The organism is Pseudorhodobacter wandonensis (assembly GCF_001202035.1).
Lineage (GTDB): Bacteria > Pseudomonadota > Alphaproteobacteria > Rhodobacterales > Rhodobacteraceae > Pseudorhodobacter > Pseudorhodobacter wandonensis.
Map to the genome: position 1 here is coordinate 184,147 of NZ_LGHT01000044.1, position 24,571 is coordinate 208,717.

22 protein-coding genes are annotated in these 24,571 nt (G+C 56.4%); 7 read left to right on the forward strand and 15 right to left on the reverse strand.

The window, feature by feature from the left end; translation table 11 throughout:
- The first annotated feature begins 118 nt into the window (after positions 1–118).
- Complete coding sequence (locus AKU79_RS15850) at positions 119–793, forward strand: response regulator (RefSeq protein ID WP_050524543.1); 675 nt, start codon at positions 119–121, stop codon at positions 791–793.
- A 207-nt stretch (positions 794–1,000) separates the two neighbouring features.
- Here the strand turns inward: AKU79_RS15850 and AKU79_RS15855 are convergent, their stop codons facing one another.
- Together AKU79_RS15855 and AKU79_RS15860 are read right to left on the reverse strand one after the other, a co-directional pair.
- Positions 1,001–2,776 carry an ABC transporter ATP-binding protein gene (locus AKU79_RS15855; RefSeq protein WP_050524852.1) on the reverse strand — a complete coding sequence of 592 codons (1,776 nt, stop codon included), beginning with the start codon at positions 2,774–2,776 and terminating at the stop codon, positions 1,001–1,003.
- A gap of 154 nt (positions 2,777–2,930) precedes the next feature.
- Positions 2,931–3,140 carry a hypothetical protein gene (locus AKU79_RS15860; protein ID WP_050524544.1) on the reverse strand — a complete coding sequence of 70 codons (210 nt, stop codon included), beginning with the start codon at positions 3,138–3,140 and terminating at the stop codon, positions 2,931–2,933.
- A 52-nt stretch (positions 3,141–3,192) separates the two neighbouring features.
- Between AKU79_RS15860 and hmgA the strand changes: the two genes are divergently transcribed.
- Complete coding sequence (hmgA, locus tag AKU79_RS15865; protein ID WP_050524545.1) at positions 3,193–4,548, forward strand: homogentisate 1,2-dioxygenase; 1,356 nt, start codon at positions 3,193–3,195, stop codon at positions 4,546–4,548.
- 101 nt (positions 4,549–4,649) lie between these two features.
- On the opposite strand, the gene AKU79_RS15870 is transcribed toward hmgA, so the two are convergent.
- The 7 genes from AKU79_RS15870 to AKU79_RS15900 form a co-directional block, all read right to left on the reverse strand.
- Positions 4,650–7,913 carry an efflux RND transporter permease subunit gene (locus AKU79_RS15870; protein ID WP_050524546.1) on the reverse strand — a complete coding sequence of 1,088 codons (3,264 nt, stop codon included), beginning with the start codon at positions 7,911–7,913 and terminating at the stop codon, positions 4,650–4,652.
- A gap of 11 nt (positions 7,914–7,924) precedes the next feature.
- Positions 7,925–9,094: an efflux RND transporter periplasmic adaptor subunit gene (locus AKU79_RS15875; protein ID WP_050524547.1), complete on the reverse strand. Its 1,170-nt coding sequence runs from the start codon at positions 9,092–9,094 to the stop codon at positions 7,925–7,927.
- Between the two features lie 4 nt (positions 9,095–9,098).
- On the reverse strand, positions 9,099–9,719 hold the full coding sequence (locus AKU79_RS15880; protein WP_050524548.1) for a TetR/AcrR family transcriptional regulator: 621 nt from the start codon (positions 9,717–9,719) through the stop codon (positions 9,099–9,101).
- 401 nt (positions 9,720–10,120) lie between these two features.
- On the reverse strand, positions 10,121–10,402 hold the full coding sequence (locus AKU79_RS15885; protein ID WP_050524549.1) for a hypothetical protein: 282 nt from the start codon (positions 10,400–10,402) through the stop codon (positions 10,121–10,123).
- Positions 10,402–11,040, reverse strand: a complete 639-nt coding sequence (locus AKU79_RS15890; protein ID WP_050524550.1) for an acyl-homoserine-lactone synthase — start codon at positions 11,038–11,040, stop codon at positions 10,402–10,404. The genes AKU79_RS15885 and AKU79_RS15890 overlap by 1 nt, the downstream gene beginning before the upstream one ends.
- An 83-nt stretch (positions 11,041–11,123) precedes the next feature.
- On the reverse strand, positions 11,124–11,825 hold the full coding sequence (locus AKU79_RS15895; protein WP_050524551.1) for an autoinducer binding domain-containing protein: 702 nt from the start codon (positions 11,823–11,825) through the stop codon (positions 11,124–11,126).
- 150 nt (positions 11,826–11,975) lie between these two features.
- Complete coding sequence (locus tag AKU79_RS15900) at positions 11,976–12,569, reverse strand: helix-turn-helix transcriptional regulator (protein WP_050524552.1); 594 nt, start codon at positions 12,567–12,569, stop codon at positions 11,976–11,978.
- A 100-nt stretch (positions 12,570–12,669) separates the two neighbouring features.
- On the opposite strand from AKU79_RS15900, the gene AKU79_RS15905 reads away from it, so the two are divergent.
- On the forward strand, positions 12,670–13,155 hold the full coding sequence (locus AKU79_RS15905; protein WP_050524553.1) for an autoinducer binding domain-containing protein: 486 nt from the start codon (positions 12,670–12,672) through the stop codon (positions 13,153–13,155).
- Between the two features lie 78 nt (positions 13,156–13,233).
- Here AKU79_RS15905 and tcuB read toward each other — a convergent pair whose 3' ends face one another.
- The 3 genes from tcuB to AKU79_RS15920 are packed head-to-tail and all read right to left on the reverse strand — an operon-like array spanning position 13,234 to position 16,374.
- Positions 13,234–14,304 (reverse strand): tricarballylate utilization 4Fe-4S protein TcuB, encoded by a 1,071-nt coding sequence (gene tcuB / locus AKU79_RS15910; protein WP_050524554.1) that lies wholly within the window; start codon positions 14,302–14,304, stop codon positions 13,234–13,236.
- On the reverse strand, positions 14,294–15,691 hold the full coding sequence (gene tcuA / locus AKU79_RS15915) for an FAD-dependent tricarballylate dehydrogenase TcuA (RefSeq protein WP_050524555.1): 1,398 nt from the start codon (positions 15,689–15,691) through the stop codon (positions 14,294–14,296). The genes tcuB and tcuA overlap by 11 nt, the downstream gene beginning before the upstream one ends.
- A 2-nt stretch (positions 15,692–15,693) precedes the next feature.
- The gene (locus AKU79_RS15920; protein ID WP_050524556.1) at positions 15,694–16,374 is read right to left on the reverse strand and encodes a GntR family transcriptional regulator; all 681 of its coding nucleotides are present in this window, start codon (positions 16,372–16,374) and stop codon (positions 15,694–15,696) included.
- 92 nt (positions 16,375–16,466) lie between these two features.
- On the opposite strand from AKU79_RS15920, the gene AKU79_RS15925 reads away from it, so the two are divergent.
- Entirely contained in the window at positions 16,467–17,510 is a 1,044-nt protein-coding gene (locus tag AKU79_RS15925; RefSeq protein WP_050524557.1) for an AbrB family transcriptional regulator, read from the forward strand.
- A 51-nt stretch (positions 17,511–17,561) separates the two neighbouring features.
- On the opposite strand, the gene AKU79_RS15930 is transcribed toward AKU79_RS15925, so the two are convergent.
- From AKU79_RS15930 to AKU79_RS15940, 3 genes are all read right to left on the reverse strand, one after another.
- Entirely contained in the window at positions 17,562–18,653 is a 1,092-nt protein-coding gene (locus tag AKU79_RS15930; protein ID WP_050524558.1) for a 4-oxalomesaconate tautomerase, read from the reverse strand.
- 14 nt (positions 18,654–18,667) lie between these two features.
- Positions 18,668–20,647 carry a tripartite tricarboxylate transporter permease gene (locus AKU79_RS15935; protein ID WP_050524559.1) on the reverse strand — a complete coding sequence of 660 codons (1,980 nt, stop codon included), beginning with the start codon at positions 20,645–20,647 and terminating at the stop codon, positions 18,668–18,670.
- 125 nt (positions 20,648–20,772) lie between these two features.
- Positions 20,773–21,882, reverse strand: a complete 1,110-nt coding sequence (locus tag AKU79_RS15940; protein ID WP_050524560.1) for a Bug family tripartite tricarboxylate transporter substrate binding protein — start codon at positions 21,880–21,882, stop codon at positions 20,773–20,775.
- Positions 21,883–22,026: 144 nt separating this feature from the next.
- Here AKU79_RS15940 and AKU79_RS15945 point away from each other — a divergent pair, with 144 nt between their 5' ends.
- The 3 genes from AKU79_RS15945 (at position 22,027) to AKU79_RS15955 (ending at position 24,549) form a co-directional block, all read left to right on the forward strand.
- Entirely contained in the window at positions 22,027–22,698 is a 672-nt protein-coding gene (locus AKU79_RS15945) for a response regulator transcription factor (RefSeq protein WP_050524561.1), read from the forward strand.
- Positions 22,695–24,074: a sensor histidine kinase gene (locus AKU79_RS15950; protein ID WP_050524562.1), complete on the forward strand. Its 1,380-nt coding sequence runs from the start codon at positions 22,695–22,697 to the stop codon at positions 24,072–24,074. Before AKU79_RS15945 ends, AKU79_RS15950 begins: the two co-directional genes overlap by 4 nt.
- A 157-nt stretch (positions 24,075–24,231) precedes the next feature.
- Positions 24,232–24,549: an SH3 domain-containing protein gene (locus tag AKU79_RS15955; protein ID WP_050524563.1), complete on the forward strand. Its 318-nt coding sequence runs from the start codon at positions 24,232–24,234 to the stop codon at positions 24,547–24,549.
- Positions 24,550–24,571 lie beyond the last annotated feature (22 nt).

A 24,571-nucleotide genomic window follows, 5' to 3' on the forward strand; every position in this document is an offset into this window, starting at 1 on the left:
GTATCGAAACCTAGGGGCAGGCGTAAATCGTTTGCTTTCTTTGACCCAAATTGAAAAAGTTATTTGTTTTGTGACCTTCCAGAAATGGGAGTTTTGAAGTTTCGGGAATGTTATTGGCATGGGTTTTCTGACTGTAGCAGTTGTCGACGATCACCCGATCTTTCGTCAGGGCTTGGTAAGTGTTTTTGCCAACAACATGAAGTTCAAGGCCGTTTACGAAGGCAGTTGTGCCAATGATGCAGTCGCGCTTGCGATAAAGCACGGGCCCGATCTTTTGATTCTGGACATGGATATGCCCGGTGGCGGAATGAATGCGCTGAAAGAGATCACAAAGGTCGCGCCAGAGGTCAGATGTGTCATGCTGACGGTCTGTGATAGTGCTGACACGGCAATTCAGGCGCTAAACGAAGGTGCACGAGGCTATATTCTGAAAGGCGTTGGGGCGGCCGAACTGGTTAGCGCGATTGAGACTATTATGGCAGAGGGTACCTTTGTCTCGCCTACGTTTGCGGCAAGATTGCTGCAAGCTGCGCAAACCCCGCATCGCGAAAAGGCGCTGAGCAATAGTTTGTCAATTCTTACGTCCAGAGAGATTCAGGTTCTCAAGGCGCTGGAAACCGGTCTAACCAACCGTGAGATTGCCGAAAGTCTGGCAATTAGCGAAAAGACCGTAAAGCAATACATGACGAATATCATGCAGAAGTTTGGCGTGACCAATCGCGTTGCGGCGGTATTCGAGTTTCAGAAAATTCGGGGAACTGAAGCCCATCATACCGGGGTAAACCGCCAATAATCGCTTTGGGGCAATGGGTGCATTCCGAACAGGGGCGATCTGCATTGCTGGGTGGCCTTGGGGGGCTGGGCAACATAGCAACGCCGGAATACCTTGTTTTCAATTGGCCCAAGGTTCGGGGTTTTTCAAAAGGGGCAATTATGCCCCCGATTGGTGGAACGATTTTACCGGCGCAGCCCGCCACGTGGATTGTTGCGGATTGCGATCTTAGGATTCTTCGCGGAACTGGGCGTCATATAGTTTTTTGAACGCGCCGTTCATTGCGAGAAGCTCTTTCAGGCTTCCTTGTTCGGTTACCTGACCTGCCTCTAGATAGCAGATTTTATCTGCGTTCATGATGGTCGCAAACCGGTGTGCGATGACAACTGTGGTTACGCCCAGACTGACGCGCTCTAATGCGTCGCGGATATAAGCCTCGGACTGACTGTCGAGCGCGCTGGTGGCCTCATCCAGCAAAAGGATCGGTGCGCGGCGCAGAACCGCACGGGTGATCGACAGCCGTTGCCGTTGGCCGCCAGACAGGAACGCGCCGTTTTCACCGATCTGCGTTTGGTAGCCTTTGGGCAGGCTTTCGATGAAATCATGGGCGTGGGCCACGCGGGCGGCCTCGATGATTTCTGCATCGGTGGCATCGGGGCGGGCAACACGCAGGTTTCCGATCACAGTGTTGGAAAACAGGAATGTATCCTGCCCCACAAAGGCAATTTTTTTCCGGAGCGACGCAAAGGTTGCCTGCCGGATGTCACTGCCATCAATGCGGACCACGCCTTCGACCGGATCATAGAGTCGCAAGAGCAGGTTCAGAACGGTAGATTTGCCACCACCCGAAGGGCCAACCAGCGCGGTTGTCTTGCCGGCCTCAAAGGTCAGGCTAAGGTTTTTGATGACCGATGGGCCGTCAACATAGCCAAAGGACACATTTTCCAACGTCACTTCACCCGGCCCTGTGGCCAGTTCTTTCGCATCAGGGGCCTCGATAAGGGTCAAAGGCATGTCCAGCAGGCTGTACATCATGCGGACACCGATCATGCCGCCTTCGATGGTAACCCGCATCCGCGACAGCCGCTTTGCCGGTTCATACGCCATCAAGAACGCCGTAACGAATGACATCAACTGCCCTGCCGAACCGGCCGCTTGCCCGGCAATACTGGTGCTGCTGAGGATAACAATTGAGGCAATGGCTGCACCGGTAAGCGAATCCATCAGGGGCGAGGTTGCCGATTCAAGACGAACCATCTTGTTCGAGCGCTTTTCGACTTCTCGTACAGCTTTAGCCATACGGTTTTGCATCAGATCTTCCAGTGCCAAGGTCTTGATAACCCGCGCGCCGGTCGAGGTTTCTTGTACGACTTTGATGATCTCGGCCAGACCGGCCATTTCTTGCGCCATGATGGCACGGACTTTGGTCAGGATCATGCGCACGCCCAATACCGCCGCCGGGCCAACCACAAGGCTGATAAGTGACAAGATGGGTTGCTGATAGAACATTACGGCGACCAGCCCAAACAAAGTCAGTGAATCGCGGATAAAGCCGGTTACCACAACGTCAATCACGTTGCGTGCCATTTGCGCGCTTTGCGTCACGCGCAGCAGCAGATCAGAGGATTCCGTCGTGTTGAAAAAGCCGATCCCTTGGCGCAGCAGACGCTTGAACAGCAAGGTTTGTTTCTCGGCCACGATCCGGTTGCCGGCGCGGGCCATCAAAACGGTTTGTGCAAAGCTGGCAAAGCCTTTTGCCGCGAAAATCAGGAAGACACCGGCGGCGACCATATAGACCCGCGACGTATTGTCGGAGTCTGTCATGGCATCGACAATTTCGCCCATTATCCAGGCGGACAGCGCTGTGGTACCAGCGACCAAAACCATTGCGAAGATGGCGGCCCCATATTTTCCTTTGTGCTCGGGCAAGCTTTCGGAAAGCAAACGCCACAGCAAGCTGTCATCCGTGAGGCGGCTCAGAAAGTTAAAACGCCTGTTTTTCATATTCATCTCGTTTTAGCCCCAATAGCCGTGCCAATCTTTCGAGCATACCCAACGCAATGATGCACCGGGCCGCCTGCGATGCATTCAGCCAGTTGTCGTCGTTTACGACATTCAGTTCGATAGACCAAGAGGAACAGCTGTTCAACCTGCACGCCTAGTTCGTGGGCAAATACCGCCCATCCGGCGACACGGGGAACCGAACCAAAGCGCAAGTCATATATTGCGCCGAGTTGGTCAGATCGTGCCAATGGGCGGCATCAGTTTGGAACAGTGTGGCTTGCGCAAAGTGCTGACCGATGGTCCACTGCGCGGTATCTTGAAAGGCATTTGCCGTTCTGGATTGCCGGTCGACTGTGACGGGCATTGCCGATCGTTATGCCTGCCATATTCTCATTTTCCGATAGGTTGAGGTTCCAATGACCCAGAAATCCCCGAACATGATTATCGCGCCGTCACTGCCCGGCCCGCATCAAGGCTATATGCCGGGCTTTGGTAATGACTTTGAAACCGAAGCACTGCCGGATGCCTTGCCCCAAGGTATGAACAGCCCACAGAAATGCAATTATGGCCTGTATGGAGAACAGCTTTCCGGTACAGCATTTACGGCACCCAGCCACCAGAATGAGCGGACCTGGTGCTATCGCATACGTCCTTCGGTAAAGCATTCAGGCCGTTATACGCGCATCGATTTGCCGTATTGGAAATCTGCGCCGCATGTGGTGCCAGATGTGACGAGCCTGGGCCAATATCGTTGGGACCCTGTGCCGCATTCAGATGCCGGTTTGACCTGGCTGACAGGTATGCGCAGCATGACCACGGCGGGTGATGTGAACATACAGGTGGGCATGGCCAGCCATGTCTATCTTGTCACCGAAAGCATGGTTGACGCCTATTTCTACTCGGCTGACAGCGAGCTGTTGGTTGTGCCGCAAGAAGGACGCCTGCGCTTTTGCACCGAGTTGGGTATCATTGATCTTGCCCCCAAAGAGATCGCAATTCTGCCGCGCGGCTTGGTGTATCGGGTAGAGGTGCTGGAGGGCCCGTGCCGCGGTTTTGTTTGCGAAAACTATGGTCAGAAGTTTGAATTGCCCGGCCGAGGCCCGATTGGCGCAAATTGCATGGCAAACCGGCGTGATTTCAAAACCCCAGTGGCCGCCTTTGAGGATCGTGAAGTTGCGTCAACCGTTACGATCAAATGGTGTGGCCAATTCCATGAAACCCAAATCGGGCATTCGCCGTTGGATGTGGTGGCGTGGCATGGCAATTACGCACCGGTGAAATATGACCTGCGCCACTATTGCCCTGTTGGCTCTATTCTGTTTGATCATCCCGACCCTTCGATCTTTACGGTTTTAACCGCGCCATCGGGCAACCCCGGTACGGCCAATATCGATTTCGTGCTGTTCCGCGAACGTTGGATGGTGATGGAAGATACCTTCCGCCCGCCGTGGTATCATAAGAATGTCATGTCGGAATTGATGGGCAATATTTACGGGCAATATGATGCGAAACCACAGGGTTTTGTGGCGGGTGGTCTGAGCCTCCACAACATGATGTTGCCACATGGGCCGGACCGTGAGGCGTTCGAGAAGGCGTCGAATGCAGAACTGGCGCCAGAGCGGCTAAGTGAAACCATGTCTTTCATGTTTGAAACGCGCTTTCCGCAGCATCTGACGGGCTTTGCGGCCAATGAGGCACCCCTGCAAGAAGATTATATCGATTGCTGGGCATCGCTTGAAAAGAAGTTTGACGGCAGCCCCGGAAAGAAGTGAGGCAGCAAACACCTGATCGCGACGAACACGCGCCAGTAGGGTGCAACCCCGCGCCCAAGGGTGCAAAGCCGCTGCGGGTGGGTAACCGCAGCGGCGTTATTTTATTCTGCCGCCTCAAGCGCTTTTGGGCGGCTGATTGCATCCAGCCTGTCGCGCAATGATTGTTGTTCGGCGTTCAGCAGGGCGATGCGTTCAGCAAGGATTTCGGATGAAGGAATTGTTTCTTCAACATCCGCCTTGCCAATAAGACGCCCGAACAGACGGCCCAACAGGCGGCTAAGATCGTCCATGATCAGATAGAAGGACGGCACGATCACCAGTGACAGCACAGTTGACACAATGATCCCGCCAATCACCGCTGTAGCCATTGGTGCACGGAACGATCCGCCTTCGCCTACGCCCAAAGCCGAGGGCAACATGCCCGCAGACATGGCGATTGAGGTCATCACGATGGGACGCGCGCGTTTATGGCCCGCTTCCATCACAGCTTTGACGCGCTCCATGCCTTGCGCCCGCATTTCGACGGCAAAATCGACCAGCAGAATCGCGTTCTTTGTGACGATCCCCATCAGCATCAATATCCCGATCAAGACCGGCATTGATACTGCCGATCCGGTCAGGATTAGCGCCGCAGCAACGCCACCAATCGCCAAAGGCAATGACAAAAGAATGGTAAAGGGCTGAATCACCGATCTGAACAACAAGATCAGCACGGTCAGCACCAGAAACAGGCCCATCAGCATTGCGTTGCCAAAAGATGCTAGCAGCTCATTTTGCACCTCGGCATCGCCGGCGGGGGCGACGCGTACAGAGGGCGGCAGTTGCACCGAGGCGATGATGTCATTGAACCGCGTCGTCGCTGTGCCAAGCGCAACACCTACTGGCAGGTTCGCCCCGATGGTCGCCAAGCGTTCACGGTTCAGCCGGTTCACGGTTGACGGGCCTTCGGAAATCGCAATATCGGCCACGGTAGACAGCGGTACGACGGCGCCGGTTGAGGTTGTCAGTTTCAACGCGCCCAGCCGGGTCAGATCTTCGCGGGCTGCATCGTTCAGGCGCACGCGCACCGGAATTAGCCGGTTGTCGATGGACAGTTTTGCAAGCGCCGCATCAACGTCGCCAATCGTGCCCACGCGGACCACTTCGGCGATTTGCGCCGAGGTAATGCCCAGCCGTGCTGCCTCATCCGCCCGTGGGCTGATTTGGATTTCGGGCCGTGGCAAAGCACCGGAAGATGCAACACTGGCCAAAAGCGGTTCGCCCGAAAGCGCCTTTTCCAACCGCCCGACCGCTTCATTCAGATCGGCCTCATTGGTTGACAGGATAGAGAAAGACAGATCCCGCTCGCCCCGGTCATTCAGCTTAAAGGCGCGAATATCGGGGATTTTGGCCAGACGTTTGAAAATCTCGGCCTCTATTTCGTTTTGCGGTACTGTTCGGCCTGTGCTTTCAACTTTCGGGATATAGGGGCCGATCAGCGGGGTTTTCGATGCAATTTGTGACAGCTTGTACAAAAGCGAATGGTCAAGCCGCGCCAGCAGCACGGTGACAGAGGCACGGCGAATGTCGAGGTCGCCAGTGGGCGAAGACCCGCCCAGCACGAACACATTATCCACCCAGTCAATGGCCTTGATTTCATCGACCATCGCTCGTGTCGTTTTATCAGTCTGCTCCAAGGTGCTGCCCGGCGGCAGTTCGACCGAAATCGGAATGCGGCTGACATCTTCTGGCGGAATAAACGAGCCGGGGATTTGCACCATGAAGTAGATGGAAACTGCCAACACCCCGATGGCGCCGACCAAGGTCAAATAGCGAAAACGCAGGGTTTGCCGGATCATCCGCAGATAGCCGCGCATGATTGGGCCGTCTTCTTGGCCTTCGGCATGGGCATCTTTGTCGCGCATCAGATAGGCCGCCATCATCGGCGTGATAAGCCGTGCGACCAGCAGCGAAAACGCAACGGCAATGGCTACAGTCAGGCCGAATTGTCGGAAATACTGGCCGGGGATACCGGGCATGAACGATACAGGCACGAAGACCGCGATAATGGTAAAGGTGGTGGCAATAACCGCCAGCCCGATTTCATCAGCCGCCTCGATCGCGGCGCGAAACGGGGTTTTACCCATGCGGATGTGGCGGGCTATGTTTTCGATTTCCACAATCGCGTCATCGACCAGGATACCCGTGGCCAGCGTCAGCGCCAAAAAGGATACAAGGTTCAGCGAGAACCCCAGCATGTCCATGACCCAAAAAGTCGGCACGGCAGACAAGGGCAGCGCAACCGCTGCAATCAAGGTTGCCCGCCAGTTACGCAGAAACGCCAAGACCACCAGAATGGCCAGCAGTGCCCCTTCTAGCAAGGTGTGAATCGCAGCCTCATAGTTGCCGTAGGTGTAAAATACCGTTTCATCGACAAGCGTGATTGTGACGTCGGGGTTATTTGCCCGCAGGGACACAAGCTGCTTATTCACCACCTCGGCGACCGATACCTCGGATGCGCCTTTGGCACGGAACACGGCAAAGCTGACAACCTGATTGCCATTCAGGTTGGAAAAGCTGCGCAATTCCTCATTCGTGTCAACGACATTGCCCAGATCAGACAGGCGCACATGCTGACCCGAGGGCAGGGCGATGTTTGTCGCGGCCAAGCGTTGCACGGTGGCAGCATCGCCCAAGGTGCGGATTGCCTGCTCGCCTGTCCCCAACTCGGCCCGCCCCGAACCGGTGTTGGCATTTGTCAGGCGCAACTGCTGGTTCACCTGTGCGGCTGTAATGCCAAAGCTGTTCAATCGTGTCGGGTCCAGCTCGACCCGTATTTCACGATTTGCGCCGCCGTAACGATCGACACGGCCGATACCGGGCCTGCCCTGAAGCGACCGGGTGATCACATCATCCACAAACCACGACAGCTCGGCCAAGGACATATTCGGCGCGCTGACAGCAAAGGTCATAATCGCCTGACCTTCGACGTCGATGCGCGTGACAATTGGCGTTTCAATCGAACCGGGCAAGTCGCCACGGATCTGGTCTATGCCGTCCTTGGTGTCCTGCACCGCTTTGTCGGTCGGGGTTTCCATGTTGTATTCGACCACAGTGGTCGAAATACCGTCATTCACCGTCGAACGTACGTTCTTCACGCCATTGATGCCGGCAACCGCATCTTCGATCTTTTTGGTGACTTGGTTTTCCATTTCAGCAGGGGCCGCGCCCGGCTGCGTGACTGTCACGGCGACAAGGGGCACGTCAATGTTGGGAAAGCGGGTGATCGGCAGCGCGTTAAAGCTTTGCCAACCCAGCATCATGAGCAAAAAGAAGGCGAGCAGCGGCGCAACTGGGTTGCGGATGGACCATGCTGAAAAGTTCATTTCAGACCCCCTTAATTCGTGGCGGGAACCGGATTGATCCGGTCGCCATCGCGCACAAAAGCCCCGGCTTTGGTGACGATACTATCGCCTGCCTTTAGCCCTGACAAAATTTCAACCCAGCCGGAATCGCGGATGCCGGTTTGCACAGGCACCTGTGTTACAAGGCCGTCCCGCACCTGTTTGACTGTTGCGCCGTCTGCGCTGCGTCCGACCGCGGTGACAGGCACTGCAAGGGCCTGACGTTCGGCAACCAGAACCTCGGCGTCAATAAACATGCCCGACCGCAACTGGCTGGGTTGATCCAGCGAAATGCGGGCGCGGCCCAACCTTGTTACGGCATCAATCGTTGGTTCCACCAACCGCACAGTTCCGGTCAAGGGGGCATCGGTGCCAACCAGAGACAGCACAACCTTTTGCCCCGCTGCGATGCGCAAAATATCGGATTCGGCGATATCGGCATCCATTTCCAACGCGCCATCGCGGATCAGCGTAAACATCGGCGCACCTGCGGCCGAAGCAATAGAGCCTAGAATGGCGTTGCGCTGTGTGATTTCACCATTGACCGGTGACTTTACCTCGGTGCGGCGCAATTGCAGATCAATATTGTCGGCTTGTGCACTGACGAGGGTAACTTGCGCCCTTGCGCCTTCCAGCGATTGGGCCGCCACAGTCATGCGTGCCGTCGCGGAAATAGCGTTGGACGAGGCCGTATCAGCCGCGGCCTGTGAGGCAGAGCCCTGTTTGCGCAAAGCGGCGGTGCGGAGGTTGATGCGCTGCGCCTCATCTGCGGCGGTGCGGGCCTCTAGCATTTGTGCTTCGGCCTGCGCGACCGTTGCACGGGCCGAGGCGAGCGACGCCACAAACTGACTTTTTTGCAATTCGAGCGTGGTTTTGGACAAAACCGCAAGGGTCTGCCCTTCGTGCACAACATCCCCGACATCTGCCAAAAGTGCCTCTATCGGTTGGCCTTCGATCAATGGGGCCACCTGCACGGATTCAACGGGTGCGATCAGTCCGGTAACGATGGCGCGGTCGCGCAAGATGCGGTTTTCAACTGTCGATACAGTGATTGCAGGCAAAACAATTGCCGTTGCCGGTGTTGCCTCGGGCGTTTGTGCCGCTGCGGGCAGGGCCAAACCAAGCATCGAAAGGGCTAGAAAAAAGGGAAACAGGAATTGCATACACTCAGCCTTTCTGGGCCGTCATAGAAATTTCATCAAGGGTCAGGTTGATGTTGCGCAGGACAAGCCGCGTGACATCATCGGTTTCAGGAAGATCGCGGCCTTGCGAAGAGCCCGCTTTGACAAGAATTACCAAAAACCGGGCATGGGCCGTCCAAAGCTGTTTCGCGGCGGATAAAGACTGCCCGGTGGCACGGGCAAAAAGCGTGGTCAGATGCGCCACAATGGCGTCTTCCATGCGGGCGCAGGCCATTCCGATTTCGGGTTTGCGCTGGGCGGCCGCGTCAATTTCGGCCCAAAGCTGCGAGTCGTTGTTGCAACAGGCCGATGTAATGCGCTGGGCAATGGCGGAACGTAAGGCCAGCAGCGGATCGGCGTGTTCCAATATCGCTGCGAAATCTTGTTCCATTTCGGCGATATCGGCCATTATCAAGGCTTCGACGATCGCCGCCTTTGACGGGAAATAGCGGTAAAAGTTTCCGACACTCATATCGGCTTTGCGGGCGACATCTTGCATCGACGCGCCGTCAAAACCCTTTTCCACAAAGGCCGCACGCGCACTGGCAAGGATGCCTGCAACACGCTGGTCGACCAAAGAAATGGTTTTTTCTTGATTTTGCGTCACGTCTACCACCAGAATGAACGTTCATTCAATCTGCGAATACCTAGATGAGCCGAAGGATTCTTCAAGAGAAAAATACAACATGCGATTGCGATTTTGAACTATTCCGGTGGCCGGGCCATCCCAACCAAGGTTGCACAACGCGCATATTCCATCTGTTTCGGCACCATGCCGCCTGTTTTGTCCCAAAGATGCTATCCGGCCTTTATGCCGTTTTCGTGACGTCTGGCCTGTAGCCAAGCAAGGGCGATCTGGAGGTCAATGCCAGTTTTGCTGCCCAAAGTCGGGGCAGTCTGCAAAAATCCGTGCCACAGGCGGCCGATAGGCTTTGCGATAGGTCGCCCTAGCCTCGGTGCATTGCGGGTTGAGTGATCCAGAGCGGGCAAAACCAGTTGATCCCGGCCCTAACGCGCCGCGCGTTTCATGAAATCCAGAACATTGCTTGGTTCAGCACCGGTTTGACCTGCGGCAATGCTGTTTTCGCCACGGTTTGTCGGAGCGGTGCCCGCCAGCGACGGAGCTATCTGTTCAATAGCATCCGTCAACGGGCCCACAATGTCGTGGAGTTCATTCGACTCGGAATAATAGACCATCTCGGCAAGCAGGTGGACAATCCAGCGATGTGACGGGGCAGGCGGCTGCTTTTCGGCCCAATCGTTTTCGGTTGGCTGCGTGTGTACTGTCATTACTGGACTGCCTCGGGTACAAATTCCTTGAACACATCATGACGAATTCCGGCGAAATCGCGAATGCGCGCGATCCGCTCTTCCGAGCAATCCATCAATGCGGCAAGCGCGGTCACTTTGCCCATTGGATGCGGCGAGCCGAGATAGCCATATGGCGCATTGCCAGAGCGCATCATCACGCGGTTCATGACAGGATCAATCACTGCAACAGCATCTGAAATACCCGCAGCGATGCCATATTCGAACGCGCCGATCATCACCTCGCTTGTGACATAAGAAATGGAATTGCGGGCAACGCCGCGGCCCGGCAGGTTCGTATCAACGCAAAAGCGCGTAGCCTCCCAGACGCGGGCGGAACGGATCGGTGGTTCGTCATCCAGCAAGCAACTGAACACATCCGAGAGCATATGCGGGCCGGTTGTCGGCAAAAGACGCATACAGCCAACGACGCGACCGGTTTCATCAACGCTGATAACATGCGCGGGGTTCAGATCATCAAAGGCATCGCGTTCCATGCCGTTTTTCACCTCGACCTCCCAGCCGAGCCGGTCACTGAAGACCCGCGCGCGCAACTGGTGCATTTCGATCAAAAGGTCTGAAAATTCATGTGCATTAAGCGAATCAACTACGTAGATCATGATACATGCTCCTGTTTTGCTACTAGGAGATGTATCAACGACCAAGCCGTCAGTGAAAATACGGGGAATCCCTTATAACTGCATTAACGCGGATGGATAAGGCCCATGCCGATTGCCCGCCCGACTGCTTGCACAGTTGTTAACGCCCCGAGCTTTTCACGAGCCGAGCGTAAATGGATTTCAACGGTGCGGTGCGATATGGACAGAATATCACCAATTTCCTGTTGCAGCTTGCCTGCCGCAGTCCATTGCAGAACTTCTTTCTCGCGCGTGGAAAGCGCAGAATACCCCAGCGCGCTTACCAATCCGTTCGTGCGCATGACGGAATCGTGCAAGTGAACGGCAGCGGTCTGAAGGTTTCCCATAATATGCCGCTTTAGTTTGTCCCACTCTTCAACCGAGCAAGAGCGCGTCACATTCAGCAAACCACGGTCGCCATAGGGGCCCCTTATGGGCACAGTCAGGCCCTGCGGCGTGATGCCGAAATCACCTGCGGCCTTGAAAACGGACTGAAACTTTTGATCCCGTTCAAAGCGCTGCCAATCCACCGGTGCGATGCTTAGACTGGCCTTGTGCAGCGTTGGATCAACCCTGTGCAAATTTCGGTTCATGTAGTGCATTTTCCATGAATCCGGATAATTGGCATAGCCATGAACCACCCCTGTTACGGGGTTTACGGTTGCATAAGACGCAAAATCGAGTTCAAGCGTGTCGCACATTTGATCGATGAACGTGAGATAGTTTTCCGAGCTCGACGGCACCGTCCCTAGATCTATGATTTCCATGCCAAATCCTTTCTTGGCGGGAGATTCCTGACGATTGGTGGCAAGTATTGAACAACGTCATTCATTCGGCGGTGCATTTCATCATATAGATCAGAGGCTGTTTTGTCTTGGCACCAGGTTCTGGCGCTATGCCTTGCCACGGGTCGTAAATCATAAAAGCCCCCTGCGGTCTGCCAAAAACGCCGCTTCTACAGGCGTTCGAACCTCTAACCTTTCGGCGCCACCGCGCAGGCGCCCTTTTACGGCACCGATCGAAATTCCAAGTTCATTCGCGATCACTTTTTGGGGCAAGCCTTGCGCGAACAACCGCAGCGCGGCCAGCTGGGCTTTGGTCGGTTTTCTGGTTTCATGGGTGTGCAGCCCCTGAAGCAGCCTGTTCAATTCGGCCATTTCAGCCCTATCCGGATCCCGGTCTTTGCGCGCAAAGATGCCAAGGCTGCGCTTTGGCTGGGATGGCGTACCAAAGATAGAGACAACGCAGCCAAAATTGAAACCAAAGGTCTGATAATCCGTTAGCGTCTGCACGCCTTCAATATCGCCCCAACGCGCATAACCTTGGTTCATTTGGCACCATCGCAGAAACGGGTCTATCAGTGCCAAACCTGAAAGCGTGTAATGGTCGATCCATTTCGTTGGGAACAAGTTTATCTCATCTTCCGGGGCATAAAAGCCGACCCGCAGTGCAACGTAGCAACCGGCAGGAGAGAGATTTGCAAACTGGTTTCGGAAATTTTCAAGACGCATAACGGTAGGCTGTTCCAATTTGACGATTTCGACCTTAGGCTCTGGGCTGGCGCAATCAGGCGTCGTGTGGGTTCTTGCAAAGAAATAAAGTTGGCTATCTATGACCGAATTGGACACAATACGTCGTCTTTTGCAACGTCTGAGTGAAATCACCGATTGGCGATTCGCTGTTGGCGTGCGTATTCGTTTTGCCAATCCGACCCTATTGTATCAAACCTATCCGCAGGTTTGGATCGATTACTACAATAAAGAAGGTCTGGTTTTTATTGATCCGACTGTCAGATGGGCAATCGCGAACGTCGGCATTTGTGATTGGTCAGACCTTGCAGATCAGGATTCAGGGAATGTGCTGGGCCGCGCCGCTGACTATGGCCTGAAATTCGGTAAAGCTGTTTCTATTGGCGAAAGCCAGTCTCGGACGTTTGGCTTTTTTTCGCATGCGTCGCGGAAAATAGAGCAGCACGAAATAGAGAGCGCAAAGGCCGTCCTTGAACAGCTTCACCAGGCAACCGAGGGCATTGACGATCTGACCGAGAAAGGGCTGTCGGCGCTGCGTGCGTTGAACATTTCATTGCACCGTGCTTGATGCCTGAGTTTGCCCTGCTAAGTACTTGTTCTTAAATATGAACTGCCGTTGAGATAGTATGTTGGGCCGGCCCCACGCCTATGCTTTCGCGTTTTGTTTTTGATCTTCTATGATAAGCGCGGCCAAGCGATAGAATCCGTGCACCATTTTGCTGTAGGGCAGCAGTAAAAAGAACGCCAAAACGCAGCCAAGGTGAATTGCCAGCAGCATCGGCACAGCCGCCGTGCCCGTCGCCGCATAAAGGGCAAGCCCCGAGGCACCTGTAGCCCCCAGCAGCAGGATAAACCCCATCTCTCCACCCCAGACACGCACAGCGCCGAGTTTTGGGTCGGCCTTGGTTTTCAGCCATGCAAGGCCGATGGTGCCGATTGTCAGCAAGATGCCACCTGGAATGCCCAGCAGTTTGGGCAGGCTGAAAAAGCCGTAGGGCGCTTGCATGTCAAAAACATAGTGCAAAACCGTGCCGCTTGACGTTGCGGCAAAGCACAGCAAGAAGCCGTACATTACGGCCTGATGCATCCACCGCCGCGTGTCGCTATAGCGGTCATCGTTCTCAAAATTACAGCCTTGTCCTTGGCCACCGTTCAGGTTTTTCATATTGGCAGCGGCCCGAAATCCGCCAAGCACATTGCGCCAGCGCAGGCGGGTGCCACCTGTTTCCTGCCAATAGCGCCGCAAACTGACCCCGACCGCCACCAATGGCAGCAAAAATGCCGGTACAAACAGTGCAACAAGCGCATTATGGGCGACATAGGCGTAGAAACCCTCGCCGCTTGCGGGCTGCAGCATCTGGATCAGCGCGAAAACCAAAGCAAAGGCAAGTGCTGCGATCAAACCCAGCGCAACCCCGTTTTCATGGAATCGTCGCGCAAGTGGTTGTGGCCAGGCCAGACGCTCCCAGCTGTCTTGGCGCACCTCGGCCAAGGCGGCGGGAAAGTTCAGCGCAAATTCATGCGGCTCGGTGTATTGGCAGGAATAATAGCAGCCGCGGCAGTTGTGGCACAGGTTGGCCAAATGGCTGATATCGCCATCGGCAAAGGCCTTTTGACGGGTCAGCGCCGGAAAGACCGAACAAAACCCCTCGCAATAGCGGCAGGCGTTGCAAATCTCGGTTTGACGGCGGGCCTCTTGGATAAGATCAGTTGACATGTTTTGCGGCCTCCGCGCCGGCGATGCGTCCAAATACGGTTCCGATGGTCATGCCGAAACCGGCCAGATACCCTTGGCCAAGGATTGACCCGGCCATGATTTCCCCTGCTGCAAACACGTTTGCCAGCGGGCCTTGCGCGGTATGCACCTGCGCGTGGCTGTCAATTTTCAGGCCGAGATAGGTAAAGGTTACGCCGGGGCGCAGTTGATAGCCGTAGAAGGGGGGCTGGTTGATTGGGCGGGCCCAATTGGTTTTGGCTGGCGTCAGGCCATTGGTTGCCACGCCGTCCAATTCGGTCGGGTGAAAAGTTCCGGGCTGGCAGGCGGCGTTGAACGCGCCCACGGTTTGCGCCAGTTTTGCCCCATCAAGCCCCATCTGGCGGCCTAAGTCCTCTATCGTGTCGGCTTTGATCGGCGGGAACACCGAGGGCATGAACAGATCAATCGATTTGGAATCGATGATCGCATAGCCCACCTGATCGGGCTGCGCCGCGACCAGCCGGCCCCAAATTGCATAGCGTTTGGGCCAGACATCCTCGCCCTCATCATAGAACCGCTCGGCATCGCGGTTCACCACCACCGAAAACGGCACGCAATCCAGCCGCGTGACGATTCCGCCATCGTATTTCGGCGCGCGGCCGTCGATGGCAACGGCGTGGCATTGGGTCGGGTCGCCGACACTTTCGGCGCCTTGGTCCAGCATATCGCGCAGGACAACACCGCGATTATAAGGGGTGCCACGGATCAGGAAATTCGCCGCCGCAGGCCCCCAAGCCCGCGTCAACCACTCTAGATCAGACTGAAACCCGCCCGAGGCCAGCACAATCGCGCGGCCCTGGATTTTCTGCATCTCGCCTGCAATCCGCACATCGACATGGGTAAAGCGGTCGCCTTCGATATGCACATGCGTTACCTCGGCGTCATAGGCGACGGTGACACCCAGGTCGGCGGCGGTGTTGTAATAGGCATTCACCAATGCCTTGCCGCCGCCAAGGAAAAACGCATTGGTCCGGCTAAGCGATAAAGTACCAGACAAAGACGGCTGAAACCGCACGCCATGCGCTTCCATCCACGGCAAGCAATCCTCGGACTGCCTGATCGCCATGCGGGCCATAGGCTCGTCTGTTTTGCCTTTGGTGACGCGCATCAGATCGTCGAAATACTCATCCTCGTCATAGCTGTCGGTCAGTACTGACAGCGGGCCGCGGTGCATGCAGCGAAAGTTGCGGGTATGGCGACTGTTGCCCCCGCGATAGGTTTTAGGGGCGGATTCAAGGATCAAAACCTTGGCCCCTGCTTCGGCGGCGGTAATGGCGGCACAAAGCGCCGCATTGCCGCCGCCAACAACAAGGATATCCCAGACTTGGTTTTGCAATGCCGCTGCCATCCTTACATCCCCTCTAATGGCCGTTCACGGCCCCGCAAAGCGCGCAAGCGTACGCGATGGGCGGCCTCGATATGCGCCCGCATCGCGGCCTCGGCACACTGGCCATCACGGTCGCGCAAGGCGGCCAAGACGATCTCATGCTCTTGCACGGCCTGGGTTGCGCGGATGGGTTCGATCAATGTGGTCGGCCCCAGAATCAGCAGCGTTTTTTGCAATGCATTCACAGATTTGACCAAATACCGGTTCTTGGCGGCATCCAGCAAAGTCATGTGGAACTGGCGGTTCAGCTCATATGCTGTGGCCGTGTCTTTGGTGCCCGCCATTTCGGCGTTCAGCGCGGTCAATTCGTCCAGCTCCATATCCGAAGCGGCGCGGGCGGCAAGGCGGGCGGCGGTGCCTTCCAGCACGGCGCGCATCTCATAGAGCTCCATCACCTCGGTATAGTCCAGCTCGCGGATCGTGGCCCCTTGGCGCGGTACATGGGCGACAAGGCCGTCAGCCTCAAGCTGGCGAATAGCCTCGCGCACGGGGGTGCGGCTGATGCCAAAGCGTTCTGCCAAATCCGTTTCGCGAAGCCGTGCGCCGGGCATTAGCACGCCGTCGCGGATGTCTGCCAGAATTTGGCGATAGGCCCCGTTTCCTTGTGGGCCATCATCTTCGATTTTCGGCTCTGGTTGGGTCATGGAAACTCCGGCTTGCATTTTGTACCCAGATGTATACAAGTGGATACAATATGCGTCAAGCCCGTTTCTACCTGCCGAAAAAGGACACATAAATGCACCGCCTGAATGCCCTGCGCCCACGCCTGATGACGGTAACGATTGCTGCGCTGGGGGCCTTTGTCTTTACGCTAGTGGGGCTGCCCTTGCCGTTTTTGTTTGGACCGATGGCGGCCTGTCTGATCGCCGCGCTTGCCGGGGCGCACCTAAAAGGGCTTGGCCAGATTTCAGTCGCGGCGCGCACCATACTTGGCGTAGCAGTTGGCGCGTCGATTACGCCGGCGCTGTTGCATCAACTGCCGCTGATGGCGGCGTCCCTAGCGCTGGTTCCGATTTACATCGCGCTGATTGCAGCCATCGGTGTGCCGTTCTTTACCCGCGTATGCAAATTTGATCCGGTGACGGCCTTTTACGCGGCGATGCCCGGCGGCCTGCAAGATATGGTGATATTCGGGGCCGAAGCCGGCGGGAATGTGCGCATTCTGTCGCTGGTTCACGCCACGCGCGTGCTAATCATTGTGACCCTTGCGCCGATTTTGTTGGTCAATCTTTATGGTGTGTCGCTGAGCAATCCAATTGGTGCGCCTGCCTCTACCATTCCCTTGCAAGAGTTGGCCTTGATGGCGGTTGCGGCGTTGATTGGTTGGAAGGGGGGCGAACGGCTGGGGTTGTTCGGTGCATCGATCCTTGGCCCCATGATCGTGGCGGCAGTGTTTTCGCTGATGGGTTGGATACATATGCGGCCGCCTGCCGAGGCTATCCTTGCTGCGCAGTATTTTATCGGCATGGCTATTGGGGTCTATTATGTCGGCGTTACTTTGCGTGAATTGCGCCAAGTGGTCTTTTCCGGGGTCGCCTTTGTTTTCCTGCTCGCATTTCTAGCCGCAGCTTTTGCCGAGCTGGTTATTCTGACCGGTTTTGCCCCCAAGGTTGAGGCGTTTCTGGCCTATGCCCCCGGCGGACAGGCGGAAATGACTGTGCTGGCGATTGTTGCAGGTGCGGATTTGGGGTTTGTCATCACACATCATCTGACGCGAATTATTCTGGTGATTACCGGTGCGCCACTTGCTGCAAAGCTGTTTGGGGCGGGCAAGAAATGAAAACGGCGGCCGCGTGCTGTGCAAACGGCCGCCGTTGGGTACCGGCTTAACCTAGTGGCCTTGCCAGACGGATTGTGGCACGAAAACCTCGCCCCGCGCCAACAGCCGCGCCGTGCGCAACAAGCCTGCAGACCGCAGGGCAAAGCCATCTGCGCCGTTTTCATAGTCAACCGTTACGTCGATGGACCCTGACGGATGTTCAATGACCACCAGTGCAGGCACGCCTTGGGGCGGTACAAACAACCCCTCGGCCACCGTGTCGGGGGTCAGCACGCAAGAGGCAAGGCATTGCGACCCCGTGACCGCCATTGTCGGATGACAGTTTTTCGGCATGAAATACCGTGCTGTCACCGTGCCACCATCGCGCGGCGGGGCAAGCAGGCCGAATTTCGGCGTGACCGACCCCGAAACATCACCCATTCCCATCCGCTTGCCTGCCTCAACGCGGATGGGTTCCATCCGGTCGTAAAAGGCGCGGTTGGCGTCGAGTTCTTCGACCGTTTCATAGCCCGTCAGCCCGAAATCGGCGGCGCGTGCGATAACCATCGGCATGGCGACATCCATGCAGGTTACCGCTATCCCGTCGATGACATCACGCAGGTTTCCGGTGGGTAAAAGCGCGCCGCAGGTAGACCCGACCACATCCATAAAGTTCAGATAGATCGGTGCCGCCGTGCCGGGGGCGCCATCAATCGCGGCATCGCCGTCGTATTTCACCGCCCCGTCGGGGGTTTGAACCACAGCCTCTACCCGCGCGCCGGTATTGGTCGATAGCACGCGAATGCGGGTTTCATCGCCTGCCGGTTTCACCAGCCCCATTTCAATCGCCGCGGGGCCAACAGCCGAGAGGATATTGCCGCAGGTCGGTTTGAAATCGACCGTGCGGTCCAGCACCGACACTTGGGCAAAGAAGTAATCGACATCGGCATCCGGATCATCCGAGCGCGACAGCATGGCGACCTTGGTGGTCACTGCTGCCCCGCCGCCCAGCCCGTCGATGTTTAACGCATGGCCAGAGCCAAGCACCGACAAAAGCACCTGCGCCAAAGTCTCGCGATCTTGGGGCAAATCGGCGCGGTTGAAGTACGGCCCGCGAGAGGTGCCACCACGAAAGAGGTGAAAGGGGATTGCTGTTTGTGTCATTGCTTGCCCCCCGCTTATCGGATTGGCCAAGGCAGGTCATAAGCGTCCTGCAACCAACCCGAAGGGAAGTTCAGCGACAGCATATAAGCGAGCCCAAGGATGAACGCGGCAGCCGAGGCGGTGATGACAATCGTGCGCAGCCATGACGCCTTGGCCCGCACCCGCAGGAAGGCGATGAAAAAGCCGATCATCGCGATGTAAAACCCTACCAGCGCCGTGGCCACGACCAGCCCGCCAATCCATGCGGGACCGGTCCAGAACCAACCGTTACCTTCATTGCCGACATGGTCGCCAACGATCTCATAGTCGTAGAAGGCCGGGTGGTCGGAATGCCCGCGCCACAGGTGAACCAGCAAAATCGCGCCAAATACGGCACCAACGACGCCCACACCCAAGGGGAATACGCCGCCCAAAGTGCTTTGCCCTGCGGCATCCCAAAGCGCCATACCAAAGAACACCATGGCGGCCAGCGCAAAGACGATCTGGATATTGCGGCTGGAATGCGAGGTCACAACAACCTCGCCTTCGGCCCCTACATCGTCGATGCGGTTCTTTAGCCCGAAGTAAACCGAGAGAAGGGTCATCGCGCCGATGATCAACACACCCGGGCGGATAAGAAAACCCCAGCCGTTGAACTGCAGCGCTTGGTAGAAAAAGGTTTCGGCCTGAGGTGCCAGCACAAAACCGATCAGCAGTGCGGGGCGCGGCCAGCCAAAGCGCTTCATCAAGATGCCGACCAAACCGATACCCATCAGGGCCACCAAGTCCGACAGATCGCGTGTTGCTTGGAAGGCGGCAAAGCAGATCAATGCGATCATGCAAGGCGCAAGATAGTGAAACGGAATGCGCGTCAGGTTGGAAATCGGTTGCGCCAGCATCATGCAGATGCCTGCACCCATGATGTTGGCAAGCGCCAGCGACCAGATGATCGAATAGGTGATGTTCAGATCGGCGCCTACCATCGACGGCCCCGGCTCTATCCCGATTAGGACCATGCCGCCCAGAAACACGGCCATAGATCCCGAACCCGGAATACCGAAGAGCATTGTCGGCAGCAGCGCGCCACCCTGCATGGCGTTATTGGCGCTTTCGGGCGCGATGACGCCGCGAATATCACCTTTGCCGAAATGCGGATTGTCTTTGGTGGTTTGCACGGCATGGCCATAGGCGATCCAATCGACGACCGAGCCGCCAAGGCCCGGAATGGCACCGATCAGGCAGCCGAAACCCGAGCAGCGAATTGACAGAAACAGGTTGGCCCACCAATCGCGCAGGCCTAGCAGCCAGCCGCTGCCAAGTGCGTTGCCTTCGGCGATCGAGCTGTTTTTGCGCAGCAGGTCGGAAATTTCGGGAATAGCGAACAGGCCAAGGCCGATGATGACCAGCGGGATACCATCGTACAGGTATTCTGTGCCGAAAATCATCCGGAACTCACCCGTGGCAGGTGCCGCCCCGATTGACCCGATAAGCAAACCGATTGCCGCAGCCGCCAACCCCTTGGGCAAGCTGCGCCCCGCCAGAACGGCCACCATCGACAGCCCGAACAGCGCCAGCATGAACAATTCAGCCGAGCCGAACATCAGGATAAGCGGCCGCGCGATCAGAACGAAGCCTGTCAGGATCACTGCGCCAACAATCCCGCCGAACAGGGATGAAATAAACGCCGCCGAAAGTGCCCGCGCCGCTTGGCCCTGCTTGGCCAGAGGAAAGCCGTCCAGCACGGTGGCCTGACTGGCGCTTGAGCCCGGTATGCCCATCAGCACCGAGGCAAAGGTGTCAGAGGTGGGAATAACGGCAACAAGGCCGATCAACATTCCCAGCGCCGAAATCGGGTCCATGCCGTAAAGGAACGGCACCAGCAGCGACAGCCCAGCGATACCGCCAAGGCCGGGAATAACACCAATCACAAGCCCGACAGAAACGCCAAGCAACATATAGGCCAGATGCTGAAACGTCATCAGCGCGGCAAGGGCAGACAATAGGGTATCGATCACGGCATGACTCCCTCTTCCCCATAAATTGGGGTGGGTTTCGGAAAAAAATTTCGGGGGGCTTTGGCGTACTGGATGCCGAACAAAAAAGCGCAGGCTGCTAAAGGCCTGCGCTTATGGTGATAAACTTAGTCGTCGCCCAGTTTCACACCGTAGTCAGCGGCCAACATGTCAACCACTTGCTTACGCAGTTCTGGCGAAATGACGGTGCCTTTTTTGAACAAAGCATCGGCGGCTTTGCCGGTAACTTGCTCATATGTACCCAGAACGGCCTCTTTATTGGCCTGATAATCAGGGTCGGCTTTCATAGCGGTTACAGCAGCCTGATAAGCATCCACAATTTCTTGCGATGTATCTTTTGGCAGGAACACCATTTTCTGCGCAGGGAAACCTGCGGTAAAGAAGGCAAAATAGGCGTCATACTCGGCACCTGTCGGTGCGTTGCCAGTCATGGTCTTATAGGCTTCGCCAAAATCGGGCAGGTCGGGGAAGGTTGGGTCGCGGACCAAGTTGCCGTCGTCATCCAACACGCCCCAGCTGAACAGTGGAACAGCGGTGCCGGCGTCAACCAAAGGCTGCACGTTTTTGATATAGGCAGACGAGGTTTGGTAGTCGATGTTTGTCTCGCCACGCTCAAACGCCAGACGGCCATCGCCGCGGCCTTTGAAGCCGAACACGTGCTGCACATCAAGGCCCATCATCTTGAAGCCAAGCAATGGCACCAGATCCAGCGAGGTCGCACCTTGGCTGGCATAAATCAGCTTTTGGCCGACCAGTTTCGCGATCTCATCCGTCTTGGTCACGCCGGTTGATGGCGAGGTGTAGACCACACCGCCCGTGGGGGCCGCCATAACGATTTTCCAATCGGCATATTCATAGCGCACACGCGGGTCGCCCAGAAGGTAAGGGAACTGCGTGGAACCCGAGGTGCCCAGAATGGTCAAGCCATCAGGCTTGGCGCGGGCTGCAAACAGGTTCGACCCTTTGGTCGAGCCGCCGCCGGGCTCGTTCACCACTACAACTGTCGGGTTGCCGGGCAGGTATTTGCCCAACAGTGGTGCGTTAAACCGTGCCCAAGTGTCCGAGCCGCCACCAGCCGAAAACGGGATGATCCATTCGATGGTCTTGCCTTCAAATGATACTTCGGCAGCGGCAGGTACTGCAAAGCTAACGGCTGCTGCCGCGCCCAGTGCCAAACCCAGCGCACCCCGGCGGGTGGTTTTCAAAAGTCCTGTCATAATGGTCCTCCCTGACCTTCATTTCAAAGGGCGCAAAGCCCTTTTCGTCTTATGGCATCCGCCGTAATACGACCCTCCCGGTCATACGACTTGATGAACTGCACAATAAAGGTGCATCCTGTCGAAAACCTGTCAGGCCAAACAATGCGCATCGTTCTAGTCGAAGATAATATCAGCCTTGCCAAAGGGGTAAAAAATGCCTTGCAAGATCAAGGTCATGCTGTCGACTGGTTGTCTGACGGGGACGAGGCTGCGGCGTTTCTGGCTGTTGAAAGCGCCGACCTTGCGATCATTGATGTCAACCTGCCAAACCTGTCAGGCTTTGATATTGTGCGCCGAATTCGCGCATTGGGACAGGCGATTCCCGTTTTGATGCTGACCGCAAGAGGCGAGCTTGCAGATCGGGTCGAAGGCCTGGACGCAGGCGCCGATGATTACTTGGTCAAGCCATTTGAGCTGGATGAACTTGCGGCCCGCATACGCGCCCTTGCCCGTCGTCGCCCCAATCTGCAAAAAGGCTATGTCGAGCTTGGCGCTTTGCGTTTTGACCGCACAGCGCGGATTCTGACCGGACCGAATGGCCCGATTGATTTGCCGCGCCGGGAATTGGCGTTGTTCGAATGTTTGCTTGATCACTCTGGGCGCATCGTCTCAAAAGATCGCATTGCTGACACGCTTTATGGTGTCGGTTCGGATGTTGAGGCGAATGCTGTGGAATTGCTGATCTCGCGCTTGCGTCGCAAACTTGCGGGGGCGGGGGTGTCTATCCGCACGGCGCGCGGTTTGGGCTATTTGATGGATGACGAGGCCGAATGAAACATTGGTCGCTGCGCAGCCGACTTTTCGCGCTTATCATCTTTCCCTTGGTCATTGTGGCGTGCCTTGCGGGGGCCATGCGTTTTGTTTTGGCCGAACGTATGTCGCAGCGACTTTATGATAATACGCTGCTTGCGGTTGCCCTGACAATTTCACGGGATGTTGTTTTAAGCGAAGGGGACGTTCTTACCGAAAAACTGCTTGAATCCCTGACCAACGCGCTGGGCGACCCCGTTTATTACCGCATCGAGGGGCCGGAAGGGCGTTTTGTGACAGGCTATTCCGAGGCCCCGCCACTGCCCGCGAATGCCGAGGTATTGTCAGGCGTGCCTTACTTTTTTGACTCGTTCAGCTTTGGGCGCCGCGTGCGCGGGGTGACATTGCGCGAATTCATTGCCGAGCCGCAATTCGGAGGATGGGTCACAGTTGATGTTTGGCAAACGGTAAATCAACGTGATGCGCTGAGTTTGGAGCTGCTTTTGCAATCCATTGCGCTTTTGACTGCGGTCTTGGTTTCAGCAGGGTTGCTGGTGTGGTTCGGCATCAACCTTGGCCTGCGCCCGCTTTTGCAATTGCGCGAGGCGGTGGCCCTGCGTTCGCCTAATGATTTGGGGCCGATCCGCCGCAAAGTGCCCAAAGAGGTACGCAATCTGGTAAGTTCGATGAATGCGCTTTTTGCGCGTTTGGCCGAGGCATTTGCCCTGCGTGACGCGTTTATTTCCGATGCGGCCCATCAATTGCGCAACCCGATTGCGGCGATTCAGGCCCAGGCCGAGGCTGCCAAAACAGCCCCGAATGAAGGCGAACTGCGCGCACGGGTCGCAGCCCTTGCCGAAACCGCGCGCGCGACAGGCCGCCTGACCCAACAGCTGTTATCGATGGAAAAGGCGCAGGGGCGCAAAGGATTGCAGACAAGAGTGGCAAGTGATTTGGTTGGGCTTTTGAAAGAGAAGTGTTTGACCCTTGCTGAAAACTGCATGCGCAAAGGATGTGAGTTTTCCTTTGAGGTGGTTGGTGCACCGGTTTTGGTTTCAATTGACGCGATCATGATGTCAGAGGCGATTGAAAATCTGTTGGATAACGCCCTGCGCTATGGTTGCCGTGACGGCGGCGAGATTGCAGTGCGCCTTACCTATGCCCAAAGCCGCGCGATAATTCGCGTACAGGATTCGGGACCCGGTATTCCTGTTGGTGCACGTGACCGGATCTTTGATCGCTTTTATCGGGTCCAAGACGATGCTTCGGGTGGCTGCGGGCTGGGCCTTGCCATTGTGCGCGATGTGGCGCTGGCCCATGGTGGGCAAGTGCGCCTTGCTGATAGCGATTGCGGCGCGGTGTTCGAATTGCAAATCCCTATTGCATCTGAAACGGCCTAGGGCTGCGCCGGACAGGGGCAGCTTTGGCGGGGCTGCGATTGCCGAAATTTGTGCCGTTCTGTTCGGCAGGCTGAATTTTCCCAAACACGTGTTGCAAGCGATCGGTGCGACAGCCTAAAACACAGAAAACAAAAAATGCAGTAAACAGGAGAAGACGATGCACAAAGCCATCTTTGCCGCATTGGCAGCAATCATGTTGGGCGCCATGTCCGGCTGTGTTCCCTCGGACGGACGACTCAGCAGATATTATGTTGTGGCGGGCGTAGAAGAAGGCGATTTGCTGAAACTGCGCGCAGGCCCCGGGATTGGCTTTCGCGTTATCGCAGGCCTTCCGAATGGAACGGTGTTGCAGGTCAATCGCTGCGAGCAAACAGGCAGTACCCGTTGGTGCAAAGTTGCGTTGAAACAACCAAGTGTGCTTAATGGTTATGTCTCTTGGGCATATTTGCAGGAATACCGCCACCGCATCAATTGATGCAGTGGCGCCTTAGGCAAGC

Excerpts from the sequence above, each read along its gene's own strand:
- AKU79_RS15850 (WP_050524543.1), top strand. The coding sequence starts at position 119 with ATGGGTTTTCTGACTGTAGCAGTTGTCGACGATCACCCGATCTTTCGT.
- AKU79_RS15855 (WP_050524852.1), bottom strand. The coding sequence starts at position 2,776 with ATGAAAAACAGGCGTTTTAACTTTCTGAGCCGCCTCACGGATGACAGC.
- AKU79_RS15860 (WP_050524544.1), bottom strand. The coding sequence starts at position 3,140 with ATGCCCGTCACAGTCGACCGGCAATCCAGAACGGCAAATGCCTTTCAA.
- hmgA (WP_050524545.1), top strand. The coding sequence starts at position 3,193 with ATGACCCAGAAATCCCCGAACATGATTATCGCGCCGTCACTGCCCGGC.
- AKU79_RS15870 (WP_050524546.1), bottom strand. The coding sequence starts at position 7,913 with ATGAACTTTTCAGCATGGTCCATCCGCAACCCAGTTGCGCCGCTGCTC.
- AKU79_RS15875 (WP_050524547.1), bottom strand. The coding sequence starts at position 9,094 with ATGCAATTCCTGTTTCCCTTTTTTCTAGCCCTTTCGATGCTTGGTTTG.
- AKU79_RS15885 (WP_050524549.1), bottom strand. The coding sequence starts at position 10,402 with ATGACAGTACACACGCAGCCAACCGAAAACGATTGGGCCGAAAAGCAG.
- AKU79_RS15890 (WP_050524550.1), bottom strand. The coding sequence starts at position 11,040 with ATGATCTACGTAGTTGATTCGCTTAATGCACATGAATTTTCAGACCTT.
- AKU79_RS15895 (WP_050524551.1), bottom strand. The coding sequence starts at position 11,825 with ATGGAAATCATAGATCTAGGGACGGTGCCGTCGAGCTCGGAAAACTAT.
- AKU79_RS15900 (WP_050524552.1), bottom strand. The coding sequence starts at position 12,569 with ATGCGTCTTGAAAATTTCCGAAACCAGTTTGCAAATCTCTCTCCTGCC.
- AKU79_RS15905 (WP_050524553.1), top strand. The coding sequence starts at position 12,670 with ATGACCGAATTGGACACAATACGTCGTCTTTTGCAACGTCTGAGTGAA.
- tcuB (WP_050524554.1), bottom strand. The coding sequence starts at position 14,304 with ATGTCAACTGATCTTATCCAAGAGGCCCGCCGTCAAACCGAGATTTGC.
- tcuA (WP_050524555.1), bottom strand. The coding sequence starts at position 15,691 with ATGGCAGCGGCATTGCAAAACCAAGTCTGGGATATCCTTGTTGTTGGC.
- AKU79_RS15920 (WP_050524556.1), bottom strand. The coding sequence starts at position 16,374 with ATGACCCAACCAGAGCCGAAAATCGAAGATGATGGCCCACAAGGAAAC.
- AKU79_RS15925 (WP_050524557.1), top strand. The coding sequence starts at position 16,467 with ATGCACCGCCTGAATGCCCTGCGCCCACGCCTGATGACGGTAACGATT.
- AKU79_RS15930 (WP_050524558.1), bottom strand. The coding sequence starts at position 18,653 with ATGACACAAACAGCAATCCCCTTTCACCTCTTTCGTGGTGGCACCTCT.
- AKU79_RS15940 (WP_050524560.1), bottom strand. The coding sequence starts at position 21,882 with ATGACAGGACTTTTGAAAACCACCCGCCGGGGTGCGCTGGGTTTGGCA.
- AKU79_RS15945 (WP_050524561.1), top strand. The coding sequence starts at position 22,027 with ATGCGCATCGTTCTAGTCGAAGATAATATCAGCCTTGCCAAAGGGGTA.
- AKU79_RS15950 (WP_050524562.1), top strand. The coding sequence starts at position 22,695 with ATGAAACATTGGTCGCTGCGCAGCCGACTTTTCGCGCTTATCATCTTT.
- AKU79_RS15955 (WP_050524563.1), top strand. The coding sequence starts at position 24,232 with ATGCACAAAGCCATCTTTGCCGCATTGGCAGCAATCATGTTGGGCGCC.